This is a genomic window from Cupriavidus sp. WGlv3, from assembly GCF_023952475.1.
Taxonomy (GTDB): Bacteria; Pseudomonadota; Gammaproteobacteria; order Burkholderiales; family Burkholderiaceae; genus Cupriavidus; species Cupriavidus phytorum.
Window position 1 is genome coordinate 60431 of the sequence record NZ_JALHRX010000007.1, and the last position, 21842, is coordinate 82272.

A 21842-nucleotide genomic window follows, 5' to 3' on the forward strand; every position below is an offset into this window, starting at 1 on the left:
CCCATGGCCGGCATGGACCCCAGGCTCGTGACGCTCTGCGTCGGCAATTTCGTCATCGGCACCGGTGCGATGATCGTGACCGGCATGTTGAACGACATCGCCGGCGATTTCGGGCTGGGCGCGGCCAGTGCCGGGCAGTTGATCTCGGTATTCGCGCTGGCCACCTGCGTGAGCGCGCCGCTGTTCGCCACGCTGGGTTCGCGCATCGATCGCCGGCTGCTGCTGACGGGCTCGCTACTGGTCTATGGGGTGATGCACCTGGCCGGGGCGATGGCACCGAGCTTTGCGGCGCTGATGGCGATTCGCTTCCTGACCGCGATTGGGGCGGCGATCTATACGCCGCAGACCGCGGCCACGCTGCCGCTGCTGGTCAATGCGCAGACCCGCGGGCGCGCCATCAGCTTCGTGTTCCTGGGCTGGAGCATCGCCAGCGTGGTGGGCGTGCCGCTGGGAACGTGGATTTCCAGCACGCTGGGCTGGCGCGTCAGCATGGCCCTGGTGGGGGTGATGGCGCTGCTGGCGGCGGCGGCGGTGTGGCGCGCGCTGCCGCGCGGGCTGATGGTGCCGCCGGCCGGGCGCGAGGCCTGGGGTGCGGTGCTGCGCCACAAGCCGGTGATGCTGGTGGTGCTGACCACCATGATCTCGTCGGCGGGCATGTTCACGCTGTTTACCTATATTGCGCCGTTGATGCGCGACGTCTATGGCATCAGCGGCGGCGCGCTCAGCCTGATGTTCCTGGCCTATGGTGCCTGCGGGGTGTTCGGTAACGCCATGGCGGCGTCGCACATGGACCGGGTCACGCCGAGCCGGATCGTGCAGGTCACGCTGCTGACGTCGATCACGGCGATGGTGCTGTGGCCGCTGGCCGGGCTCGGCAGCGTGGCCCTGGTCGCGCTGTTCATGCTGTGGGGCGTGGGCGGCTTTGCCACCAACAGCGCCCAGCAGGCGCGGCTGGTGCTGCTGGCGCCGGAGCGGGCCTCGGTGTCGATCTCGCTGAACTCCTCCTCGATCTACCTGGGCCAGGCCGTCGGCGCCATGGCGGGTGCGGCGATTTACACCATGGCGGGCCCCGACACCCTGCACTGGGGCGCGGCGGCGTTGATGCTGGCGGCGCTGGTGGTGTCGCAGCGGGCGCGCCTGCTGGGCTGCCGCTGGCAGCCCGCGCAGGCGGCCCGGCAGCTCTGATTCCTCTCTGAAACGCGCGCCGCGGGCCCCGCCCGGCGCCTTGTGAGGAACCGCACCAAGCACTTGTCCACAGCGTTATCCGCCCCGTTATCCTCAGGGATATCCGCAGCTTATCCACATCCCTTTCCACAACCACGAAGCGGGGGCGCACGTGAGCGATTCGAGACCTTGGCCGGGGCTTGCACGCGTGCTGGCGGTGAGCCTGGGCAAGGCCATCCCGCTGGTGGTGGCGGGCGCGGGCACCGAGGCGGTGGTGCTGTCGGGCATCCGCAAGCATCCGGTCAGCACGCTGCTGCACCCCTTGCGGGTCCAGGTGCAGCAACTGGGCCTGGCGGGCGACGAACAGGGCGACCTGACCGTGCACGGCGGCCTCGACAAGGCGGTCTACGCCTACCCCTCTGAGCACTACGCCTGGTGGAATGCCCGCCGCCGCGCCTGCGCCCAGCCTGACTCGGGGCCGCCGCTGCCCTATGGCGCGATGGGGGAAAACCTGACGCTCGAGGGTTTGCTGGAGTCCGCGCTATGGATCGGCGACCTGGTGCGAGTCGGCACCGCCCTGCTGCGGGTGGAAGCCCCGCGCCAGCCCTGCTACAAGTTCAACGCCGCGCTGGGGTACCGCCATGCGGTGCGCGACATGGTGCAGAGCGGCTACTCCGGCGTCTATCTGAGCGTGGTGCTGAAGGGCGAAGTGCGTGCCGGCGATGCTGTGATTGTGCAGGCCGGACCACGGGAATTGTCGGTCGACAGCGTAAATCAGTGGCGCCGCGATGGCCGGCGGCAGCTTTTCTGATAATGTTTGTCTAACCATACAAGCGCCCCGCTAAACACATCACCGGCCTCCCCTGTGGCCCGGGCGGCGTTTGCCGGCGCCGGGCATTACCAGACCCTTGCACCCCTGTAACGGACTGTAATACGCGGCGCTGGCTCCGGCGGGCGAAGCGCGGTACTAGTAGAGTCTTTGCGCGACACGCACCGGCAACATCTGCGTATAACAAGCCGGGCGGTACACGGGGAGTGGCGCTGAAGACGCGGGGCAGAGGGTCCACACAACATGAAATCTGACAGGATCGACCAGCCCAAGGGCTTCGTCGACAGCAACTGGAGGGCGGTCGCCGGGACCGGTCGCGGCCGCGTGTCGCCGTGGCTGGTGGCGGTGATCGTGCTGGCCGTCGCCGGCCTGGGCTGGTTTGCGTGGCGCACCTGGCTGGCGCCCAAGCCGGCGCCCAAGCCGCCCGCGGCGGCCGTGGTGTCGACCGCGCCGGTGCAGCAGGGCGACGTGCCGCTGCAGGTCTCGGCCAACGGCAATGTCACGGCGCTGTCCACGGTGGAGGTGCGGCCGCAGGTGTCCAGCACCGTGCGCACCGTCCATATCAAGGAAGGCCAGACCGTCAAGCCGGGCGACCTGCTGTTCTCGCTCGATACCCGCATGGACGAGGCCAACCTGGCCAAGGCGCAGGCCCAGCTGCTGCGCGACCAGGCCGACCTGGCCGATGCACGCCGCACGCTGGCGCGCAGCCAGGAGCTGCTGCAGCGCAATTTCATCTCGAAGAGCGCGGTCGATACCGCCCAGGCCAAGGTCGACGGCTTCGCCGCCACCGTGCGCGCCGACCAGGCCGCGATCGAGGCCAGCCGCGTGGCGGTCAGCTACGGCGCCATCCGCGCCACCATCAGCGGCCGCACCGGCGTGATCAACGCCTTCCCGGGATCGCTGGTGCTGCCCAACAGCACCCAGCCGATGGTCACCATCGCCCAGGTGCAGCCGATCGCCGTCACCTTCAGCCTGCCCGAGCGCCAACTGGCGGCGCTGCGCGAGGCGCTGCGCGCCGGCCCGGTGCAGGTCACGGCGCAGCCCAACGACGGCAACCAGGCGCCGGTCACCGGCCGCATCAGCTTTGTGGATAACACGGTCGATCCGCAGTACGGCACCATCCGCGTCAAGGCCCAGTTCGACAATGAAGAACAGCGGCTGTGGCCCGGCACCTATGCCACCGTCAGCGCCGTGGTGCAGACGCTGAAGGACGCGCTGTCGGTGCCGCCGCAGGCGGTGGTGACCGGCCCCGAAGGCCGTTTCGTCTATGTGGTGCAGCCCGACAGCAAGGTGGCGCGCGTGCCGGTGCGGGTGGTGACCACCACCGCCGCCGCGGCCGTGGTCGAGGGCGTGCAGCCCGGCGCCCGCGTGGTGGTGGAAGGCACGCAGAACCTGCGCCCCGGCGCGCTGGTGCGCGAGGCGGCGGCGCGCGGCGCCTCGGCCCCCCCGGCCGCCCGCCCTGCCAGCGCGGGGCACTGAGCCATGACGCTCTCGGAACTCTGCATCCGCCGTCCGGTGATGACGGTGCTGCTGTGCCTGGCCGTGGTGGTCACCGGCATCGTGCTGTATCCGACCATTCCCATTGCGGCGCTGCCCAGCTTCAACTCGCCGGTGATCCAGGTCACCGCGACCCTGCCCGGCGCCAGCCCCGAGACCATGGCCGCGTCGGTGGCCACGCAGCTGGAGAAGCAGTTCGCGACGATTCCGGGCGTGTCGGTGATCAGCTCGTCGAACACGCTCGGCAACTCCAGCATCACCATCGAATTCAACAGCGACCGCGATATCGACGACGCGGCCGTCGATGTGCAGGCGGCGCTATTCCGCGCGCAGCGCTCGCTGCCAATCGAGATGACGACGCCGCCGTCATACCGCAAGGTCAACCCGGCCGACGCGCCGGTGTTGCTGCTGGCGATCAACTCGCCGGCGATGAGTCTGGCCGACCTGAACGCCTTCGGCGACAACCTGATCTCGCCAACACTGGCGACCCTGCCGGGCGTGGCGCAGGTGCAGATCTTCGGCCAGAAGCGCTTTGCGGTGCGGGTGCGCGCCCACCCCGATGCGCTGGCCGCGCGCGGGCTGACGCTGGATGAACTCGCCACCGCGCTGAACCGCGCCAACGCCAACACGCCGGTGGGCACGCTCGACAGCGCGCGCCAGACCCTGACGATCCAGGCCAACCGGCAGCTGACCAGTGCCGATGCCTTCCGCAATATCATCGTCGCCAGCCAGCCCAACGGCGCGCTGGTGCGGCTGTCCGACGTGGCCGAGGTCGAGGACAGCGTCGAGACCATCAAGACCGGCAGCTGGCTCAACAACGAGCGCTCGATCGTGCTGGCGGTGCTGCGCCAGCCCGACGCCAACACCGTCGCCGTGGTCGACGCGATCCATGCCGCCCTGCCCCGCCTGATCCAGCAGATGCCGGGCTCGATCAACGTGTCGGTGGTCAACGACCGCTCGCGCTCGATCCGCGAATCGATCCACGACGTGCAGTTCACGCTGGCGCTGACGGTGGCGCTGGTGGTGATGGTGATCTTCCTGTTCCTGCGCCGCGCCGCGGCCACGCTGATCCCGACGGTGTCGCTGCCGATCTCGCTGATCGGCACGGTGGCGCTGATGAAGGCGTTCGGCTACAGCCTGGACAACGTCTCGCTGCTGGCGATCACGCTCGCGGTGGGGCTGGTGGTCGACGATGCCATCGTCATGCTCGAGAATATCGTGCGCCATATCGAGGACGGCGTGGCGCCGCTGAAGGCCGCGCTGGTAGGCTCGCGCGAGATGGGCTTCACCATCCTGTCGATCTCGATCTCGCTGGTGGCGGTGTTCATCCCGATCTTCTTCATGCCGGGGGTGATCGGGCTGCTGTTCCACGAATTCGCCGCGGTAGTGTCGCTGTCGATCCTGGTGTCGGCGCTGGTGTCGCTGACGCTGATTCCGATGCTGTGCGCGCGCTTCCTGTCGGCCGAGAACGTGCCGGTGGACGAATCGCACCATGCCTATGGCGACCACCCGGTGGCGCAGCCCGCCGTGGCGCAGAAGCAGACCCTGGGCATGCGCTCGACGCAGTGGTTCGAGAACCTGTTCGAGTTCACGCTGCACCGCTATGCGCGCGGGCTGGACTGGTGCCTGGCGCACCGGCGCGCGGTGCTGGTGGCGGCGGGCCTGACCTTCGTGCTGACCGCGGTGCTGTTCGTGGCCATTCCCAAGGGCTTCTTCCCCGAAGAGGACATCGGCCAGATCCGCGTCAACGCCGAAGGGCCGCAGGATATTTCGTTCGACGCCATGTCGGAGCGGTTGCGCGACGCGGCCGAGCGCATGCGCGCCAACCCGGCGGTCAAGAGCATCGTGGTGGCAATCGGCGGCGGCCCCTCGCCGGCGATCAATACCGGGCGCATGTTCGTCGAACTGAAGCCGCGCGGCGAGCGCGACGCGATGCCGAAGGTGATCGAGTCATTGCGGCGCGATGTCGCCGGCGTGCCGGGCCTGGCGGTGTATTTCGCGCCGGTGCAGAACCTGCAGCTGGGCGGACGGCAGAGCAAGAGCCGCTACCAGTACACGCTGCAGAGCGTGAAGGCCGGGCAGCTGCAGGACTACTCCGACCAGCTGATGGCGAAGATGCGCGCCGACAGCCTGTTCCGCGACGTCACCAGCGACTCGCAGCAGTCCGGGCTCGAGGCGCACCTGACCATCGACCGCGACAAGGCCAATGCGCTGGGCGTGCAGATGCAGGACGTGCGCACCGCGCTGTACTCGGCCTTCGGCGAGCGACAGGTATCGACCATCTACACGCCGATCGACAACTACTACGTGATCCTGCAGGCGGCCGACGTCGACCGCACCGACGAAAGCGCGTTCTCCAAGCTCTACGTGCGCAGCAAGACCGGGCAGATGGTGCCGGTGTCGGCCTTCGCCACCACCGAGCGCCGGGTCGGGCCGATCGCGGTCAACCACCAGGGGCAGCTGCCGTCGGTGACGGTGTCGTTCAACCTGGCGCCAGGTGCGGCGCTGGGCGATGCTTCCGCGCGCATCGACCGCTACAAGCAGGAGATCGCGATGCCGACCTCGATCTTCACCAGCTGGGGCGGCGACGCGGCGGTGTTCCAGTCGTCGCAGGCGACGCAGATCGTGCTGCTGGTGGCGGCGATCGCGGTGATCTACACGCTGCTGGGCGTGCTGTACGAGAGCTACATCCATCCGCTCACCATCCTGGCGGGTTTGCCGTCGGCGGCGGTGGGGGCGCTGCTGACGCTGTTTATCTTCAACGTCGAGCTGTCGCTGATCGCGGTGATCGGCGTGCTGATGCTGATCGGTATCGTCAAGAAGAACGCGATCATGATGATCGACTTCGCGCTGGCGGCGCAGCGCGAACAGGGCATGACCCCGGCCAGGGCGATCCGCCAGGCGTGCCTGCTGCGCTTCCGGCCGATCATGATGACCACCTTCGCCGCGGTGATGGGCGCGCTGCCGCTGGCACTGGGCCTGGGCGCCGGCGCCGAGCTGCGCCAGCCGCTGGGCCTGGCGGTGGTGGGCGGCCTGCTGTTTTCGCAGGTGATCACGCTGTTCATCACGCCGGTGATCTACCTGGCGCTGGACCGGTTCTCCGGCACCGGGCCGCTGCAGATCGATGCGGACGGCAACAAGCTGCCGGAGAAGGTGCCCGGAGAGACGGTGCGGCAGCACTGAGGGCGAGCGCTGGAACCGCCAGCTATGCGCCCGATTCCGCGAGGATGTCGGCAGGCACGTCCAGCGCTTGCGCCAGCCGGCGCAGCGCGGCCGCACTGCCGGCGCGCGAGCGGTTTTCGATCTGGCTGAGATACGGCTTGCTCAGGCCCGCGGCCCGGGCAAGGGCATCCTGCGTCAGGCGGCGATAGTTGCGCCACGCCTTGACCGGATGATCGCCGGCCAGTTCGGCGTCGAGCACGGCGGCCGGCACGCGGAAGCCGTCGTCCTGTTCCGTGGCGGCGTCAAACAAGGTGACGTCGTCGTTCGCTTCGATCAGATGCTTGACGCGATCCCAGACCTCGATGGGCACCACGGCAAACTCGCGACGGCCGTCGCGTTGGATGAATTGGATGTCGGTCATTGGTAGGCACTTCCTCGCGGACAGATCGCCACCACAAGGATGACAAGCCGGCCGTCTTCGATCTGATACAGCACGCGCCAATCTCCCACCCGCAGCCGATAGCCGGGCCGCCCGGCGAGCCTGGTCGCATTCGGATTGGGTGCGTAGGGATTCGTGGCAAGCGCGTCGATCTTTGCCCGGATCGTTGCCGCGACATTCCTCGGCATCGCCTTCAACGCTTGCGCCGCTTGCTTGGTGAATTCGATGGCATGCATGCATGTTAGTAGGTTGCTAACCTCTTTGCAAACAAAGTTTGCAAACCAGAGGAGTGCCGACCCGATCGCTCTATCCAGCCGACAACATGCCGCCGATGTGGTAGAGCCACCACATCCTATGCGTGAAGCCCTTTACCGAGTTTGCTGTAAACGATAATAATTCTCGTTAACTAAAACGAGGCGCCGGTTGTGACGGCATTCCGCCGTCAGGTAGCGCCTCCACGCGAGCCAGCCATACGCCCCCGTTTCCAGCCAGCCAGCGTCCGATTTCATTTGGGGAGAATCCATGAAACGTCGCTGTCTGGCGCGCCTGCGCGCCACCGTCCGGGTCGCACCTGTTGCCGCCGTGTGCGCGGCGCTGTGCGCGCCGGCCATCGCCAATGCCACTACGCTCGCTGCGCTCAATGAGGTAGTGGTCACCGCCACCCGCACCGAAGAGCGCGCCGATGCGGTGGCGTCGACCATCACCACGCGCGATGCGCGGCAGGTCGAGCGCGCGCAGCCGGTCGACGAGGCCGGCCTGTTCGCCGACGAGCCGGACATCGACGTGCCGCGCGACCGTCGCCGCTTCGGCGCCGGCAGCATCAATATCCGCGGTATCGAGGACAACCGCGTGCTGCAGATGGTCGACGGTGTGCGGCTGCCGGATTTCTTCAACGGCGGCGGGCCGTCGAACATCTCCAGCTCGACCCGCGATGCGCCGGAGTTCTCGTTCCTGAAGCGCGTCGAAGTGCTGCGCGGACCGGCGTCGAGCCTGTATGGCTCGGACGCGATCGGGGGCGTGGTGGCGTACGCGACCAAGGATCCGTCGGACCTGACGCAGGGCCGCAAGGTCGGCGGCGAGCTGGGGCTGAACTGGAACGGTATCGACAACGGCTTCGGCCAGACCGCCGGCGTGGCCGGTGGCAGCGACACGCTGCAGGGCCTGTTCATGTACGCGAACCGCAACGCGCATGAAATGAAGAACATGGGCAGCGACGATTCCAACTCGGTCAACCGCACCCGGCCCAACCCGCAGGACGTGCGCACGCAGGCGTGGCTGGGCAAGATCCTGCTCAACGCCAGCCCGGCGCAAAAGTTCAGGTTCACCTACGAGCATCGCGACGGCAACACCGACACCGACCTGCTGCGCCTGTCCACGGCCTTGCCGCGCGTCACCGCCGCCAATGGCAATGAAGACCTGAGCCGCGACCGCGTCAGCCTGGACTACGAGTGGAAGCCGGCCAGCGGCGTGCTCGACCGCCTCGCCGCGCAGGTCTACTACCAGGAGTCCGAGACCACCACGCTGACCAGCCAGGTACGCAGCAACACCAGCACTGGCTGCTCGGCCACCACGCGCGGCACCAGCCTGTGCAACGTCTCGCTGGGCTTTGCCTTCAAGCAGCAGCAGACCGGCTTCAACCTGCAGGGCGACAAGTCGTTCGCCACCGGCGGCGTCGAGCACCGGCTGATCGGCGGCGCCGATTTCATGCGCGTGCGCTCGTCGGAATCGCGCGACGGCACGGTGCGCAACCTGACCACCGGTACCACCACCAAGACGCTGGCCGGCGAGAATTTCCCGATCCACGACTTCCCCACCGGCGAGACGCGCCAGACCGGCCTGTTCGCGCAGGACGAGATGCGCTTCTTCGACGGCCGCTTCACGCTGACGCCGGGCCTGCGCTTCGACCATTACTCGCTGTCGCCCGATGGCGATGACCTGGTCTACAACAATGCCGGCGGCCGCCCCGCGGTCAGCAAGAGCGACTCGCACCTGTCGCCCAAGCTGTCGGCGCTGTGGCAGGCGAGCGACCGCGTCAACCTGTGGGCGCAGTACGTGTTCGGGTACCGGGCGCCCAACTACCAGGAAGTCAACGGCAGCTTCCGCAATCCGGTGCAGGGCTATGGCGCCGCGCCTAACTCCGACCTGGACCCGGAAAAGAGCCGCTCGTTCGAGGTCGGCGCGCGCTATACCAGCGACAACGTGCAGACCAGCGTGGCGCTGTTCGACAACCGCTACCGCGACTTCATCGAACAGGTGCAGCTGGCCTGCCCGTCCGACCCGGCCTGTCTTCCCGGCCTGCGCGCGACCTACCAGTACCGCAACCAGACCAGCGTGCGCATCTACGGCGCCGAGTGGCGCGGCGTGTGGCGCTTCCTGCCGCAATGGCGCGTCGATGGCGCGGTGGCGTACGCACATGGCAACAACGAGCAGACCGGCCAGCCGCTGAACAGCGTCTCGCCGCTGCGCGCCAGCGCCGGGCTGACATGGGAGCGCGTGCAGGGACAGGGCGCCGCGATCCGCTGGCGCGGCGCGCGGCCGGTGACGCGCACCGACGATTCGTCGTTCACCTACTTCAAGCCCGCCGGCTACGGCGTGGTCGACCTGCAGGCGTGGTGGCGCTTCAACCGCCATGTCAGCCTGGCACTGTCGGTCAACAACCTGTTCGACAAGAAGTACTGGCTGTGGGGCGACGTGCGCCAGACCGGCGTCTCGGCGACCGAGCCCGGCGTGGATTTCTACACGCAGCCGGGCCGCACCTTCGCCGCCAGCCTGAAGCTGTCGTTCTGAGCGGCAGTCACGCAAGGAGGTTTGCATGTCCCCACAAAATATAACCAAGCGCTGGCTGTGGGCGCTGCTGTGCCTGCTGATGTGGACGGGCGCGGCGCAGGCTGCCATGCCGCGCATCGCCATCCTGACCAGCTCGCCAGTGCCGGCGGGCAAGTTCGGCCCGCTGCGTGAACTGGCGCAGGCGCAGGGCATGACCCTGGAGGCACAGTACCTCGAGCGCATGCCGGCGCAGGAGGTCGCCCCGTTTATCCACAACGCCGACCTGCTGATCGTCGATGCGCCGCGCGACCATATCGTCAGCGCGATGCTGCAGCGCCTCGGCCCGCTGTGGAGCGAGGCGCGCGTGCCGCGCGTGCTGATCGCCACCGACCGCCATGAAGCGCATGGCGTCGACGACAAGCTCGCCGCCCGGCTGCAGGCGTATTACGTCAACGGCGGCCGCGGCAACTTCGGCGCGATGATGCGCACGATCGCGGCCCGCCAGTTTCACCTGCGCAGCGACGATGGCATCCCGGCGCCCGTGGTGTTCCCGAAGGCCGCCTACTACCACCCCAGGCTCGCCGGCGTGATCACCACCTCGCCGCAGGAAGCGCTGGCCGCCTCCGGCAGCAGCGGCCCGGTGATCGGCATCGCCATCCACCAGGCCTATGTGTCGGGTCTCGACAGCGCTTTTATCGACGACCTGATCGGCCGCCTCGAAGCCCGCCATGCGCGCGTGCTGACGTTCTATGGCCCGGTGATGGATGCCGATGGCATCACGCGCATGGCGATGCCCGGCGGCAAGCGCCTGGTCGACGTGCTCGTCAACGGCCAGATCATGCTGAACCCGCACGGGCGCAAGGCCGAGTTCGAGCAACTCGACGTGCCGGTGCTGCAGGTCATGCCCTACCGCAAGGGCGACGCGCAGGCGTGGCAGGACGACCCGCACGGCATCAGCCTGACCGATACCCCGTTCTACCTGATGCAGCCCGAACTGGCCGGCGTGATCGATCCCATCCTGGCCGCCGCCACCGCCAGGGGCGACGGCGCCATCGTCGGCCTGCCGGCGCAGCTCGATGCGGTGGCCGACAAGGCGTTGGCGCTGGCGCGGCTGCGCCACCTGCCCAACGCCGACAAGCGCGTGGCGATCCTGTACTACAACTATCCCGCCGGCGAGAAGAACCTGTCGGCGTCGTTCCTGAACCTGCCGAAGAGCCTGGCCAGCACGCTGGCGGCGCTGCGCGCGGCGGGCTACTCCACCGAGGCCGCCGACGAAGCGCGGCTGCAGCGCGACCTGGGAGCGTTGCTGGCGCCCTTCTATCGCAATGGCAGGCTGGAGCCCTTGCTCGATGCCGGCCTCGCGATGTGGATGCCGATGTCGCAGTACCGTCGCTGGTACGACGCGCAGCCCGCGGCCTTCCGCGCCGCGGTGGCGCAGCGCTGGGGCAATCCGGAGCAATCGGCGATGGCGACCACGCGCGGCGGTGAGGCCGGCTTCGTGATCCCGCGGCTGCAGCTCGGCAACGTCGCGCTGATGCCGGTGCCGCCGCGCGGCGAGCGCAATGAATCGGACGAGAAGGCGCTGTACCACTCCACCACCACGCCGCTGAACCACTTCTACCTGGCCGCCTACCTGTGGGCGCGCCAGGACCGCGAGGCGCTGGTCCACTACGGCACCCACGGCACGCAGGAATGGACGCCGGGCAAGGAGCGCGGCCTGTCGGTCACCGACCAGCCCTACCTGGTACTGGGCAACGTGCCGGTGATCTATCCGTATATCGTCGACGACGTCGGCGAAGCGATCCAGGCCAAGCGTCGCGGCCGCGCCGTGATCGTCAGCCACCAGACGCCGCCGTTCCGCCCGGCCGGGCTGCATACCGACCTGGTAGCGCTGCACGACCAGTTGCACGCGTACCTGCAGCAGGACGAAGGCGCGGTGAAGGACACCATCCGCCAGCAGATCCTGTCGCGCAGCGCGTCGATGCATCTGTTCGAAGACATGGGCTGGAGCGCGGCACGGGCGCGCGCGGATTTCAGCGGCTACCTCGATGCGCTGCACATCCACCTGCATGAACTCGGCGGCGCGCTGCAGCCCTATGGCCTGCACACCTTCGGCCAGTCGCAGGAGCAAGGGCTGCGGCTCTATACGACCATGGCGATGCTCGGCAAGGACTGGCTCAGGCGGGTCTTCCCAGACGAGCCGGAAGAGCTGTTCGCGGTCGACTACGCGCAGCTCGCGCAGACGCCGCCCTATGCGATGGTGCGGCGTTATGTGGCCGAGGGCGCCGCGCTGGAGGAGCTACCCGTTGCGCGCCAGCGCGAGGACATGCAGCGCGCGCGGCAACTCTATGCCAGCCTCGACGCAACGCCCGAGAACGCCGGGCTGCTGACCGCGCTGGCCGGCCGCCATCTGCACTCGGGCACCGGCGGCGACCCGGTGCGCAACCCCGACACCTTGCCGACCGGCCGCAACCTGTACGGCTTCGATCCCTCCAAGGTGCCCAGCCGCGAAGCGTGGAAGGCGGGCCAGGCCGCCGCCGAGGCGATGATCGCCGACTGGCGCAAGCGCCATGGCCGCTATTCCGACAAGCTGGCATTTTCGTTGTGGAGCGTCGAGACCATGCGCCACCAGGGCATGCTCGAAGCGCAGGCGATGGCGGCGCTGGGCGTGCGGCCGAAGTGGGACGACGGCGGCCGCGTGATCGGGGTCGAGCCGATTGCCGCGGCGGAGCTGGGCCGCCCGCGCGTCGACGTGGTGCTGTCGGCCACCGGTCTGTATCGCGACCACTTCCCCAACCTGATGAAGTGGCTGGCCGAGGCGGTGAAGCTTGCCGCCACGCAACCGGAAGCCGGCAACGTCGTCGCGGCGAATACCCGCGCAGTCCGTGAACGGCTGAGCAAGCTCAATGTCCCCGCCGAGCGCCTCGACGCGCTGGCGGTGACGCGCATCTTTGCCAGCGAATCGGGCAACTACGGCACCGGCCTGAACGATGCGGCGCTGGCCACCGACACCTTCGGCAGCGGCCGCCAGGCCGATGCCAGGCTGGCCAGGCTGTATCTCGCGCGCATGCAGTACGCCTACGGCCCGGACGAGCAGCACTGGGGCGAGGCGCTGCCGCAGGTCAACCTGTATGCCGAGAACCTCAAGGGCGTCGACGGTGCGCTGCTGGCGCGCAGCTCCAATCTGTACGGCATGCTGACCACCGACGATCCGTTCCAGTACCTCGGCGGCATCGGCCTGGCGGTGCGCCACCTGACCGGCAAGGCGCCGGAACTGCTGATCTCCAACCTGCGCGATGCCAGCCAGGCGCGCACCGAGACCGCCGCCGGCTTCCTTGCCAGCGAGCTGCGCACGCGCTACTTCCATCCCGGCTGGATCGAGGGCATGAAAGCCGAGGGCTACAGCGGCGCGCTGAACGTGCTCGATACCGTCAACAACTTCTGGGGCTGGACCGCGGTCTCGCCCGAAATCGTGCGCGACGACCAGTGGACCGAGTTTGCCGAGGTCTATGTCAACGACAAGCACAAGCTCGGCCTCAACGAGTGGTTCGAAAAGAACGCGCCGCAGGCCCAGGCGCAGGTGATCGAACGCATGCTGGAAGCCGCGCGCAAGGGTTACTGGAAGGCCGACAGCAAGCTGTTGCAAACGCTGGCGCAGCGCTATCAGGACCTGGCGCAGCGGCACGACATCATCAGCCACAACCGCGCGTTCAACCAGTATCGCGCGCAGCAGGCCCGTGCCGCCGCGCCGGGCTATGGCTTGCAGCCGCGCGCTGCGGCGCCGCGTCCGGCACCGGCGCCGCCGCAGGCTGCCCCGCCCATCCCTGCGCCAGCGCCCGCTCCCCCGCCGAACCCGACGCAGCCCGTGCAAGGCATGGAGCTGGTGGAGCGCAAGCCGCCCGCGGCCGAGATCGTGCCGGTGCTGTCGTGGCTGGCCGGCGGCATCGCGCTAGCGGCCGCGCTCGCGGGCGGCGCGCTCAGCGCGCGGCGGCGCCAGGTCGATGCTGCCGGCAGCTGGCTGCCGGAACGGCGCTGACGCCACCAGGATATCCATCGCACTCAACCAGACCAGACATGACACCCACCCTGCTCGAAACCCTGATGTACGACGTCGGCCAGCTGTTCCTGATCCCGACGCTGGCGCTGATCGCGCTGCTGTTCCTCTACGCCTTCTGGGCGCTCGGCGAGTTCGCCATGCAGGCCTGGTTGCGCGCGCGCCATCCCATCGGCAGCGGGCGCGGCTACGTGCTGGTGGCCTGGGCGCGCAAGCACAGGGTCGCCGATGCCGACGCGCTCGACGTCGCCGCGCACCGCCTGCTGGAGCGCCCGCGCATCGCCACGCGGGTGGCGCCGATGCTGGGGCTCGTGGCGACCATGATCCCGATGGGGCCGGCGCTGAAGGGGCTGTCCGGTGGCAACCTGGCCAATGTGGGCGAGAATCTCACCATCGCCTTCTCCGCGGTGATCCTGGCGCTGATCGCGGCCAGCATCACCTTCTGGGTGGTCAACGTGCGCCGGCGCTGGCTGGCCGAGGAACTGGTGTGGCTGGCGCAGTCGCGGCCGCAGTGGGAGGTGGACGCATGAAGTTCCTGGAAGAGAGCGAGGCCGACGACCCGATCCTGTCGGTGGTGAACCTGATCGACGTGTTCCTGGTGGTGATCGCCGCGCTGCTGGTGACGATCGCGCAGAACCCGGCCAACCCGTTCACCCATGATGACGTCACCATCATCAAGAATCCCGGCAAGCCGAACATGGAGATCGTGTCGCGCCAGGGCGAGAAGGTGGTGCGCTACCAGGCCAGCGGCCAGGTCGGCAGCGGCGATGGCATCAAGGCCGGCGTCGCGTACCGGATGCAGGACGGATCGATGGTGTACGTGCCGGAGCAGCCCGCGCCGCAGGCGTCGGTGCCGGCGACTGAAACGAGATAAAGGAAAGCGCGTGATCTCATTCCGCTTGTGTTTCCGCCTGTGCGGGGCCGCCACGCTGGCCGCGGCCGTGGCGGTACTGGGCGCCGGCTGTGCCGCTTCGGGGCCGGCTCCATCGACCGTCAGCGCCGCCTTCGCCGGCAAGCCCTACGTGCTGCTGGGCGAGGTGCACGACAATGCCGCCGGCCAGCAGCAGCGGCTGGCCGCGCTGGCGCGCGCGCTCGAGCAAGGCTGGCGCCCGGCCATCGCCATGGAGCAGTTCGACCGCGAGCGCCAGGCCGATATCGACCGGGCCCGGCGCGAGCGCCCGCGCGATGCCGACTACCTGATCGCGCAGGCAGGCGGCGGCGCGTGGCAGTGGCCGCTGTACAAGCCGGTGGTGGCGCTGGCGCTTCAATACGATCTGCCGCTGGTCGCCGCCAACCTGTCGCGCGCCGACGCGGGCAAGATCGTGCGCGGCGGGCTGGACGGTCTGTTTTCGGCGGACGAGCGGCAGCAACTGGGCCTGACCGGCGCGTTGCCGCCGGACCTGGTGGCGGCCCAGACCGCGGTGCTCGACCGCGGGCACTGCGGCAATTTCCCCAAGGCGATGCTGCCCGGCATGCTGGCGGCACAGGCCGCGCGCGACGCGGTGATGGCGCAGGCGTTGCGGCCTTATGCCGGGCGCGGCGCGGTGCTGATCGCGGGCAACGGACACGTGCGGCGCGATGTGGGGGTGCCGCGCTGGCTGGGCGGTGACGCCGGGCAGGCGCTCAGCATCGGCTATGTGGAAAGCGCGCCGGACAAGGGTGAATTCGATATGGCGGTGGTGGTGCCGGCGGTCGAGCGCAAGGATCCTTGCCTGCAGGCGAAGCCGGCGGGGTGAGGTGGTGTTTCAGGGCCGGCGTCTCCACGAAGTGCGGCCCTTCCCCCTGCCCACCCCCGTCCCTCCACGTAAACCCCAACCCCATCTCCCCCCATTTGACAGCCTTTTGACAGTTTCCCCCGCCTAGAATCCGCCCCAAGGCCGGAAGTTCCGGTCTGATGTTCACCAAAATCCAAGAACAGTCCCGGCCAGCCCTCGCCGCGCCGGACAGGAGACAAGCCCGGTGCCGCGCTGCTGCGTACACCCCCGGCCCACATCCCGTCCCGCAACGCCGTGGCCGCCGGAACCCCCGGGTCGGATCGCGGCCGCCATCGACTGGCAAGCGATCACCGGTATTACCAAGGAGACCGCCATGCGCCGTACCTATTTCCGCTTCGCCCATGCCGTGATGGCATCCGCCACCCTTGCCGCCGCTGCCGTGGCCGCACCCGCCTTCGCCATGGACAACGTCAAGGTCATGATCGGCGCCAATCCCGGCGGCGGCTTCGACCAGACCGGCCGCTCGCTGGGCGCGGCGATGATCGCCGCGGGCCAGGCCAAGGCCGCTTCGTACGACAACAAGGGCGGCGCCGGCGGCACCATCGCGCTGACCCAGTTCGTCAACACCGACAAGGGCAATCCCAACGCGCTGATGGTGGTGGGTGCCGTGATGGTCGGCGCGATCGAGACCAACAAGCCGCCGGTCACGCTGAAGAACGCCACGCCGATCGCGCGCCTGTTTGCCGACACCATGGTCATCACCGTGCCGGCCAGCTCGCCGATCAAGTCGATCAAGGACCTGACCACGCAACTGAAGGCCAACCCGGGCAGCGTCAGCTGGGGCGGCGGCTCCAAGGGCTCGATCGACCATATCCTGGCCGGCCTGGTCGCCAAGGAAAGCGGCGTGGATCCGAAGAAGGTCAACTACGTGCCGTTCCAGGGCGGCGGCGAAGCCTCGGCCTCGATCATGGGCGGGCACGTGACGGTGGGCATCGCCGGCGTGTCGGAGTTCCTGCCCTTTATCAAGAGCGGCAAGATGCGCGCGCTGGCGGTCACGTCCAAGGACCGCGTTGCCGATATCCCGACGCTGAAGGAGCAAGGCGTCAATGTCGAGATCTACAACTGGCGCGGCGTGTACGGCGCGCCGGGCACCACGCCCGAGCAGCGCAAGGCCATGATCGACGCGGTGGTCAAGGCCACCGAGAGCAAGGCCTGGAAGGACACGCTGCAGAAGAACGACTGGACCCCGTTCCTGCTGACCGGGGACGAGTTCGGCAAGTTCGTCGACAGCGAATCGACCCGCCTGGGTGGCACGCTGCGTGAACTGGGCGTAGCCAAGTAACACAGCGCCAGGCGCGCGGACTGCCGCGCCCTGCCTGCCGCCCTAACTACTCTCGCTTTACCTGTCGTGCCTGCCGACGCCGCCGGTGATCCCGGCGGCCGGAAACACGGCGCGGGGCCCGGTGTCCACCTGCGATACCGAAGACAACAACACATGTCACTGGGCCCCGCGGCCGCGCGGGCAGCATCCGCCAGCGTCGCGCACGCCCGCCCCCGCGGCCCGGCGACCATGGCCAAGGAGTCTCCATGAAACCCTCGCACCTCGCCATCGGCATCGCCGTGCTGGCAATCTCGCTGTTCTTCTTCCTCGGCCTGTCCGGCATCACCGGCGACGAGGGCTATGCGGGCCTGTCGCCGCGCTTCGTGCCTACGCTGGTGGCGATCGGCCTGGCGGTGTGCGGCGCGCTGCTGACCTGGCAGGGCGTGCGCGGCGGTTTCCGCAACATGCCGGAAGAAGACGCCGAGCTGCCCAACGCGCCACACAACTTCGTCGGCTTCGTCTGGGTTGCCGCGGGCCTGGTGCTGAACATGGCGCTGATCGGCACGCTCGGCTTTGTCTTGTCGTCGACGCTGCTGATGGTCTGCGTGGCGCGCGGCTACGGCAGCCGCCGCATCGTGCGCGACGCGATCATCGGGCTGTGCATCACGGTGCCGATGTGGGCGCTGTTCGAATTCCTGCTCGGCATCAACCTGCCGCTGCTGCCCATCGCCGGCTTCTGAGCCCGCCCGTCACGCAAGGAGTCTTCGCATGGATACCCTGAACCAGCTGATGCACGGCTTTGCCGTCGCGATCACGCCGATCAACCTGATGTGGGCCCTGGTGGGCTGCTTCCTCGGCACCGCCATCGGCGTGCTGCCCGGCATCGGTCCCGCGCTGACGGTGGCGATGCTGCTGCCGCTGACCGCCAAGGTCGAGCCCACCGCGGCGCTGATCATGTTCGCCGGCATCTACTACGGCGCGATGTACGGCGGCTCGACCACCTCGATCCTGATGAACACGCCGGGCGAGTCCTCCACCATGGTCACCGCCATGGAAGGCAACCTGATGGCCAAGAACGGCCGTGCCGGCCCGGCGCTGGCAACCGCGGCGATCGGTTCGTTCGTGGCCGGCACCATTGCCACCGTGATGCTGTCGCTGTTCGCGCCGGTGGCCGCCGACGTGGCGCTGCAGTTCGGCCCGGGCGAGTACTTCATGATCATGCTGCTGGCCTTCACCACGGTCTCGGCGGTGCTGGGCTCGTCGCTGCTGCGCGGCATGACCGCGCTGTTCCTGGGCCTGGGCATCGGCCTGATCGGCATGGATTCGCTGTCGGGGCAGACTCGCTATTCGATGAACGTGCAGGAGCTGTACGACGGCATCGACATCGTGGTGGTCGCCGTGGGCCTGTTCGCGGTGGGCGAGGCGCTGTTCAACGCGTTCTTCCCGCAGCCGCCCAGCACCTACAACAAGCTCAGCTCGACCCACATGAACCGGTCGGACTGGAAGCGTTCGCTGCCGGCGTGGATCCGCGGCACCTTCATCGGCTTCCCGTTCGGGCTGATCCCGGCGGGCGGCGCCGAGATCCCGACCTTCCTGTCGTACGCGACCGAGAAGAAGTTGTCGGACCACAAGGAAGAGTTCGGCAAGGTCGGCGCGATCGAAGGCGTGGCCGGCCCCGAGGCCGCCAACAACTCCGCCGTGACCGCGACCCTGGCGCCGCTGCTGACGCTGGGCATCCCCACCTCCAACACCACCGCGATCCTGCTGGCCGCGTTCCAGAACTACAACCTGCAGCCGGGCCCGATGCTGTTCCAGACCTCGGGCGACCTGGTGTGGGGCCTGCTGGCGTCGCTGTATATCGGCAACGTGATGCTGCTGGTGCTGAACCTGCCGGCGATCGGCCTGTGGGTGCGCATGCTGCGCGTGCCGACGCCGCTGCTGTACGGCGGCATCCTGATCTTCGCGGGCCTGGGCGCGTACGGCATCCGCCAGTCGTGGTTCGACCTGCTGCTGCTGTTCGCGATCGGCCTGCTCGGCATGGTGATGCGCCGCTTCGACTTCCCCACCGCGCCGGTGATCGTCGGCATGATCCTCGGGCCGATGGCGGAGAAGCAGCTGCGCAATGCGCTGTCGATCGGCCAGGGCGACTGGAGCCTGTTCCTGCGCCAGCCGATCTCGGCCTCGATCCTGGCGCTGACCGTGGCGGTGGTGGTGATCCCGCGCCTGCTGCGCTGGCACGCCGGGCGCGGCACCGCGCATGCGCAGGCTGACAACGCCGCATAACACGCGTTAGCATGCGGTAGTCTCTGCGGGGGCCCGGCGCCGTGGCGTGCCGGGCCTCTTGCCTTCCTCCGACCAAACCTTGCAAAACAACAAGCGCCGGCGCTCAGCGCCAGGCCGCTGACCGATGCCGCTTGCCGCCAACCGCTGGCTGTCCGCGCTGCCCACGCTGGCGCTCGGGCTGGCCGCCGCCCTGCTCTGCACTCTCCTGCATACGCCGCTGCCGTGGATGATCGGGCCGCTGCTGGCTGTCGCCGCCGCGCGCATGGCTGGCGCCGACCTGCGCGCGCCGGCGCAGGCGCGCAATGCCGGCCAATGGGTGATCGGCGCCTCGCTCGGGCTGTATTTCACGCCGGACGTGGTGGCGCGGCTGGTGGAGTACCTGCCGTACATCGTCGCCGGCTCGCTGTTCGCGCTGGCGCTGGGCGCGGGCGGCGCGCTGCTGCTGCGGCGGACCACCGGCGTCGCCTTCAAGACCGCGTTCTTCTCCACCGCGATCGGCGGCGCCTCGGAGATGGCCAACCTGGCCGAGCGCAACGGCGCGCGCATCGATCAGGTGGCGGCCGCGCATTCGCTGCGGGTGCTGATGGTGGTGGTGACGGTGCCGGCAATCTTCCAGTACGGCGGCATCCACGGCCTCGACCCGTATATCCCCGGCCCGCGCGTGGTCAGCGCACCCGGGCTGGTGGCGCTGGTGGCGATCACGCTGGGCGTGGCCTTGCTGGTGAAGCGGCTGAACATGCCGAACCCGTTCGTGATCGGCACGCTGCTGGCGGCGGCGGTGCTGACCGCCTGCGGCATCGAGCTGTCGGCCATCCCCACCTGGATGAGCCGGGCCGGCCAGCTGCTGATCGGGGTGTCGCTGGGGGTGCGCTTCTCGCGCGAGTTCCTGCATACCGCGCCGCGCTTCCTGTCGGGGGTGGCGCTGTACACCGTGCTGGCGCTGGTGGTGTCGGCGCTGTTCGGCTGGGGGCTGTCGGCGCTGTCGGGCGCGCACCCGGCCACGGTGATCCTGGGCACCACGCCGGGCGGCATCGCCGAGATGTGCATCACCGCCAAGGTGCTCGAGGTCGGGGTGCCGCTGGTGACCGCCTTCCACGTGATCCGGATGGCGTTCGTGGTGCTGGCCACCGGGCCCCTGTATCATTGCCTCAAACATCGCGTCGCGCCCGAGGAGACGGAATAGCGGTCCGCCAGGACCGCCATGGTGCGGCCAGCCAGAACAAGGAGCACCATGCCCGAAGCCCTGACCCTTGCCGACATCGACGCCACGCTCGAGCGCGTGCTGGCGCCGTGGGTACGCCAGCTTGGCCTGCGCGCCGAAGCCGTCGATGCCCGGGGCGTGACGCTGCGCCTGCCGTTCAGCGAATCGTTCCGCCATGCGGGCGGCGTGGTCTGCGGCCAGGTGCTGATGTCCGCCGCCGATACCGCCATGATCGTCGCCGTGGCCAGCGCGCTGGGCGCGTTCCGGCCGATGACCACGGTGTCGCTGACCACCAACTTCATGCGCCCGGTGATCGACGGCGACGTGCTGGTGCGCGCCAACGTGTTGCGGCTGGGCAAGACCGTGGTGTTCGGCGAGATCGAGCTGACCGGCACCGACGGCAAGCTGGCGGTGCAGGCCACCACCACCTACGCGCTGCTCTGACCCGTTTCCGAGCTCCGATGCCTTCCGGCGACGCCAACCCCTTCGACCAGGTCGTCTTTGCCGGCGGCGGCAACCGCTGCTGGTGGCAGGCGGGCTGGTGGGACACGGTGGCGCCGGAGCTGCAGCTGCGCCCGCGCGTGATCGCCGCGATCTCGGCCGGCGCGGCCACCGCCTGCATGGTCTATGCGCATGACTCGCACCAGACCATGGACTACTACCGCGCGGTGCTGGCCGACAACCGCCGCAATGCCTATTGGGCCAACCTGCTGCGCAACGAGCGTGTGTTCCCGCATTACGGCATCTACCGCACCGCGTTGCTGAGCATCTTTGCCGACGGGCGCCTCGCGCAACTGCAGCAGGCCCCCGAGATCCGCATCGGCGTGGCGCATATCCCGCGCTGGAGCGGTCCGCGCCTGGCGGTGGCGGCCGGGCTGCTGGCCTACAACATCGACAAGCACGTGCTCAAGACGCTGCACCCGCGGCTGGGGCGCAAGCTCGGCTTCCGGCCCGAATTCGTGCGCGCGCAGGACTGCGCCTCGCCCGAGCAGCTGGCCGACCTGCTGCTGCAGTCGGCGTCGACGCCGCCGTTCACGCCGGTGCTGCGCCGCGACGGGCGCCCGGTGCTGGACGGCGGGCTGGTCGACAACGTGCCGGTCGACGCGCTCGATGGCGCGCCCGGCAATGTGCTGGTGCTGGTGACGCGGCTGTACCCGCGCCCGCGCCGTTTCGTGCTGGAGCAAGGCGGCCAGCGCCGCCTGTACCTGCAGCCTTCGCAGCGCGTGCCGATCTCGAGCTGGGACTACACCCGGCCCGATGCCATGACGCACGCCTATGAACTGGGCCGCCGCGACGGGGAAACTTTCCTGTGCGAGTGGCCGTCGATCCTGAATACCGAACTGCGGCCCGCTGCCTAGTTTCCGTGTTGCCGGCGCTGGCCTGATGATTGTCGATGCGGCCCGCGTGCCGC

17 protein-coding genes are annotated in these 21842 nt (G+C 68.8%); 15 read left to right on the plus strand and 2 right to left on the minus strand.

Annotated features, from left to right (window positions below; translation table 11 throughout):
• Positions 1 to 12: 12 nt before the first annotated feature.
• The 4 genes from MKD38_RS14015 to MKD38_RS14030 all read left to right on the plus strand — a co-directional run bounded on the left by MKD38_RS14015 (position 13) and on the right by MKD38_RS14030 (position 6673).
• On the plus strand, positions 13 to 1185 hold the full coding sequence (locus MKD38_RS14015) for an MFS transporter (protein ID WP_252677664.1): 1173 nt from the start codon (positions 13 to 15) through the stop codon (positions 1183 to 1185).
• Between the two features lie 151 nt (positions 1186 to 1336).
• Positions 1337 to 1975, plus strand: coding sequence for an MOSC domain-containing protein (locus MKD38_RS14020; protein ID WP_018004991.1), 639 nt, complete (start codon positions 1337 to 1339; stop codon positions 1973 to 1975).
• 261 nt (positions 1976 to 2236) lie between these two features.
• Positions 2237 to 3472: an efflux RND transporter periplasmic adaptor subunit gene (locus tag MKD38_RS14025; RefSeq protein ID WP_252677666.1), complete on the plus strand. Its 1236-nt coding sequence runs from the start codon at positions 2237 to 2239 to the stop codon at positions 3470 to 3472.
• 3 nt (positions 3473 to 3475) lie between these two features.
• Positions 3476 to 6673 (plus strand): efflux RND transporter permease subunit, encoded by a 3198-nt coding sequence (locus tag MKD38_RS14030; RefSeq protein ID WP_252677668.1) that lies wholly within the window; start codon positions 3476 to 3478, stop codon positions 6671 to 6673.
• A 22-nt stretch (positions 6674 to 6695) separates the two neighbouring features.
• On the opposite strand, the gene MKD38_RS14035 is transcribed toward MKD38_RS14030, so the two are convergent.
• Together MKD38_RS14035 and MKD38_RS14040 are read right to left on the minus strand one after the other, a co-directional pair.
• A complete protein-coding gene (locus MKD38_RS14035) occupies positions 6696 to 7073 on the minus strand; it encodes a helix-turn-helix domain-containing protein (protein ID WP_252677670.1) in 378 nt (125 codons plus the stop codon).
• The gene (locus tag MKD38_RS14040) at positions 7070 to 7327 is read right to left on the minus strand and encodes a type II toxin-antitoxin system RelE family toxin (protein ID WP_252677672.1); all 258 of its coding nucleotides are present in this window, start codon (positions 7325 to 7327) and stop codon (positions 7070 to 7072) included. Before MKD38_RS14040 ends, MKD38_RS14035 begins: the two co-directional genes overlap by 4 nt.
• Positions 7328 to 7613: 286 nt before the next feature.
• On the opposite strand from MKD38_RS14040, the gene MKD38_RS14045 reads away from it, so the two are divergent.
• From MKD38_RS14045 to MKD38_RS14095, 11 genes are all read left to right on the plus strand, one after another.
• Positions 7614 to 9878, plus strand: a complete 2265-nt coding sequence (locus MKD38_RS14045) for a TonB-dependent hemoglobin/transferrin/lactoferrin family receptor (protein WP_252677674.1) — start codon at positions 7614 to 7616, stop codon at positions 9876 to 9878.
• Between the two features lie 25 nt (positions 9879 to 9903).
• The gene (gene cobN, locus MKD38_RS14050) at positions 9904 to 13893 is read left to right on the plus strand and encodes a cobaltochelatase subunit CobN (protein WP_252677677.1); all 3990 of its coding nucleotides are present in this window, start codon (positions 9904 to 9906) and stop codon (positions 13891 to 13893) included.
• A gap of 38 nt (positions 13894 to 13931) precedes the next feature.
• Complete coding sequence (locus tag MKD38_RS14055; protein WP_252677679.1) at positions 13932 to 14441, plus strand: MotA/TolQ/ExbB proton channel family protein; 510 nt, start codon at positions 13932 to 13934, stop codon at positions 14439 to 14441.
• On the plus strand, positions 14438 to 14785 hold the full coding sequence (locus MKD38_RS14060) for a DUF2149 domain-containing protein (RefSeq protein ID WP_252677681.1): 348 nt from the start codon (positions 14438 to 14440) through the stop codon (positions 14783 to 14785). Before MKD38_RS14055 ends, MKD38_RS14060 begins: the two co-directional genes overlap by 4 nt.
• A gap of 10 nt (positions 14786 to 14795) precedes the next feature.
• A complete protein-coding gene (locus tag MKD38_RS14065) occupies positions 14796 to 15647 on the plus strand; it encodes a ChaN family lipoprotein (RefSeq protein WP_371925693.1) in 852 nt (283 codons plus the stop codon).
• Positions 15648 to 15999: 352 nt separating this feature from the next.
• Positions 16000 to 16968 (plus strand): tripartite tricarboxylate transporter substrate binding protein, encoded by a 969-nt coding sequence (locus tag MKD38_RS14070; RefSeq protein WP_115711439.1) that lies wholly within the window; start codon positions 16000 to 16002, stop codon positions 16966 to 16968.
• Between the two features lie 245 nt (positions 16969 to 17213).
• Positions 17214 to 17687, plus strand: a complete 474-nt coding sequence (locus tag MKD38_RS14075; protein ID WP_115678991.1) for a tripartite tricarboxylate transporter TctB family protein — start codon at positions 17214 to 17216, stop codon at positions 17685 to 17687.
• Positions 17688 to 17715: 28 nt separating this feature from the next.
• The gene (locus MKD38_RS14080; RefSeq protein ID WP_252677683.1) at positions 17716 to 19230 is read left to right on the plus strand and encodes a tripartite tricarboxylate transporter permease; all 1515 of its coding nucleotides are present in this window, start codon (positions 17716 to 17718) and stop codon (positions 19228 to 19230) included.
• Positions 19231 to 19354: 124 nt separating this feature from the next.
• The gene (locus MKD38_RS14085) at positions 19355 to 20413 is read left to right on the plus strand and encodes an AbrB family transcriptional regulator (RefSeq protein ID WP_115678993.1); all 1059 of its coding nucleotides are present in this window, start codon (positions 19355 to 19357) and stop codon (positions 20411 to 20413) included.
• Positions 20414 to 20461: 48 nt separating this feature from the next.
• A complete protein-coding gene (locus MKD38_RS14090) occupies positions 20462 to 20875 on the plus strand; it encodes a PaaI family thioesterase (protein WP_116293877.1) in 414 nt (137 codons plus the stop codon).
• Between the two features lie 17 nt (positions 20876 to 20892).
• Complete coding sequence (locus MKD38_RS14095) at positions 20893 to 21789, plus strand: patatin-like phospholipase family protein (RefSeq protein WP_252677685.1); 897 nt, start codon at positions 20893 to 20895, stop codon at positions 21787 to 21789.
• The last annotated feature ends 53 nt before the right edge of the window (positions 21790 to 21842 follow it).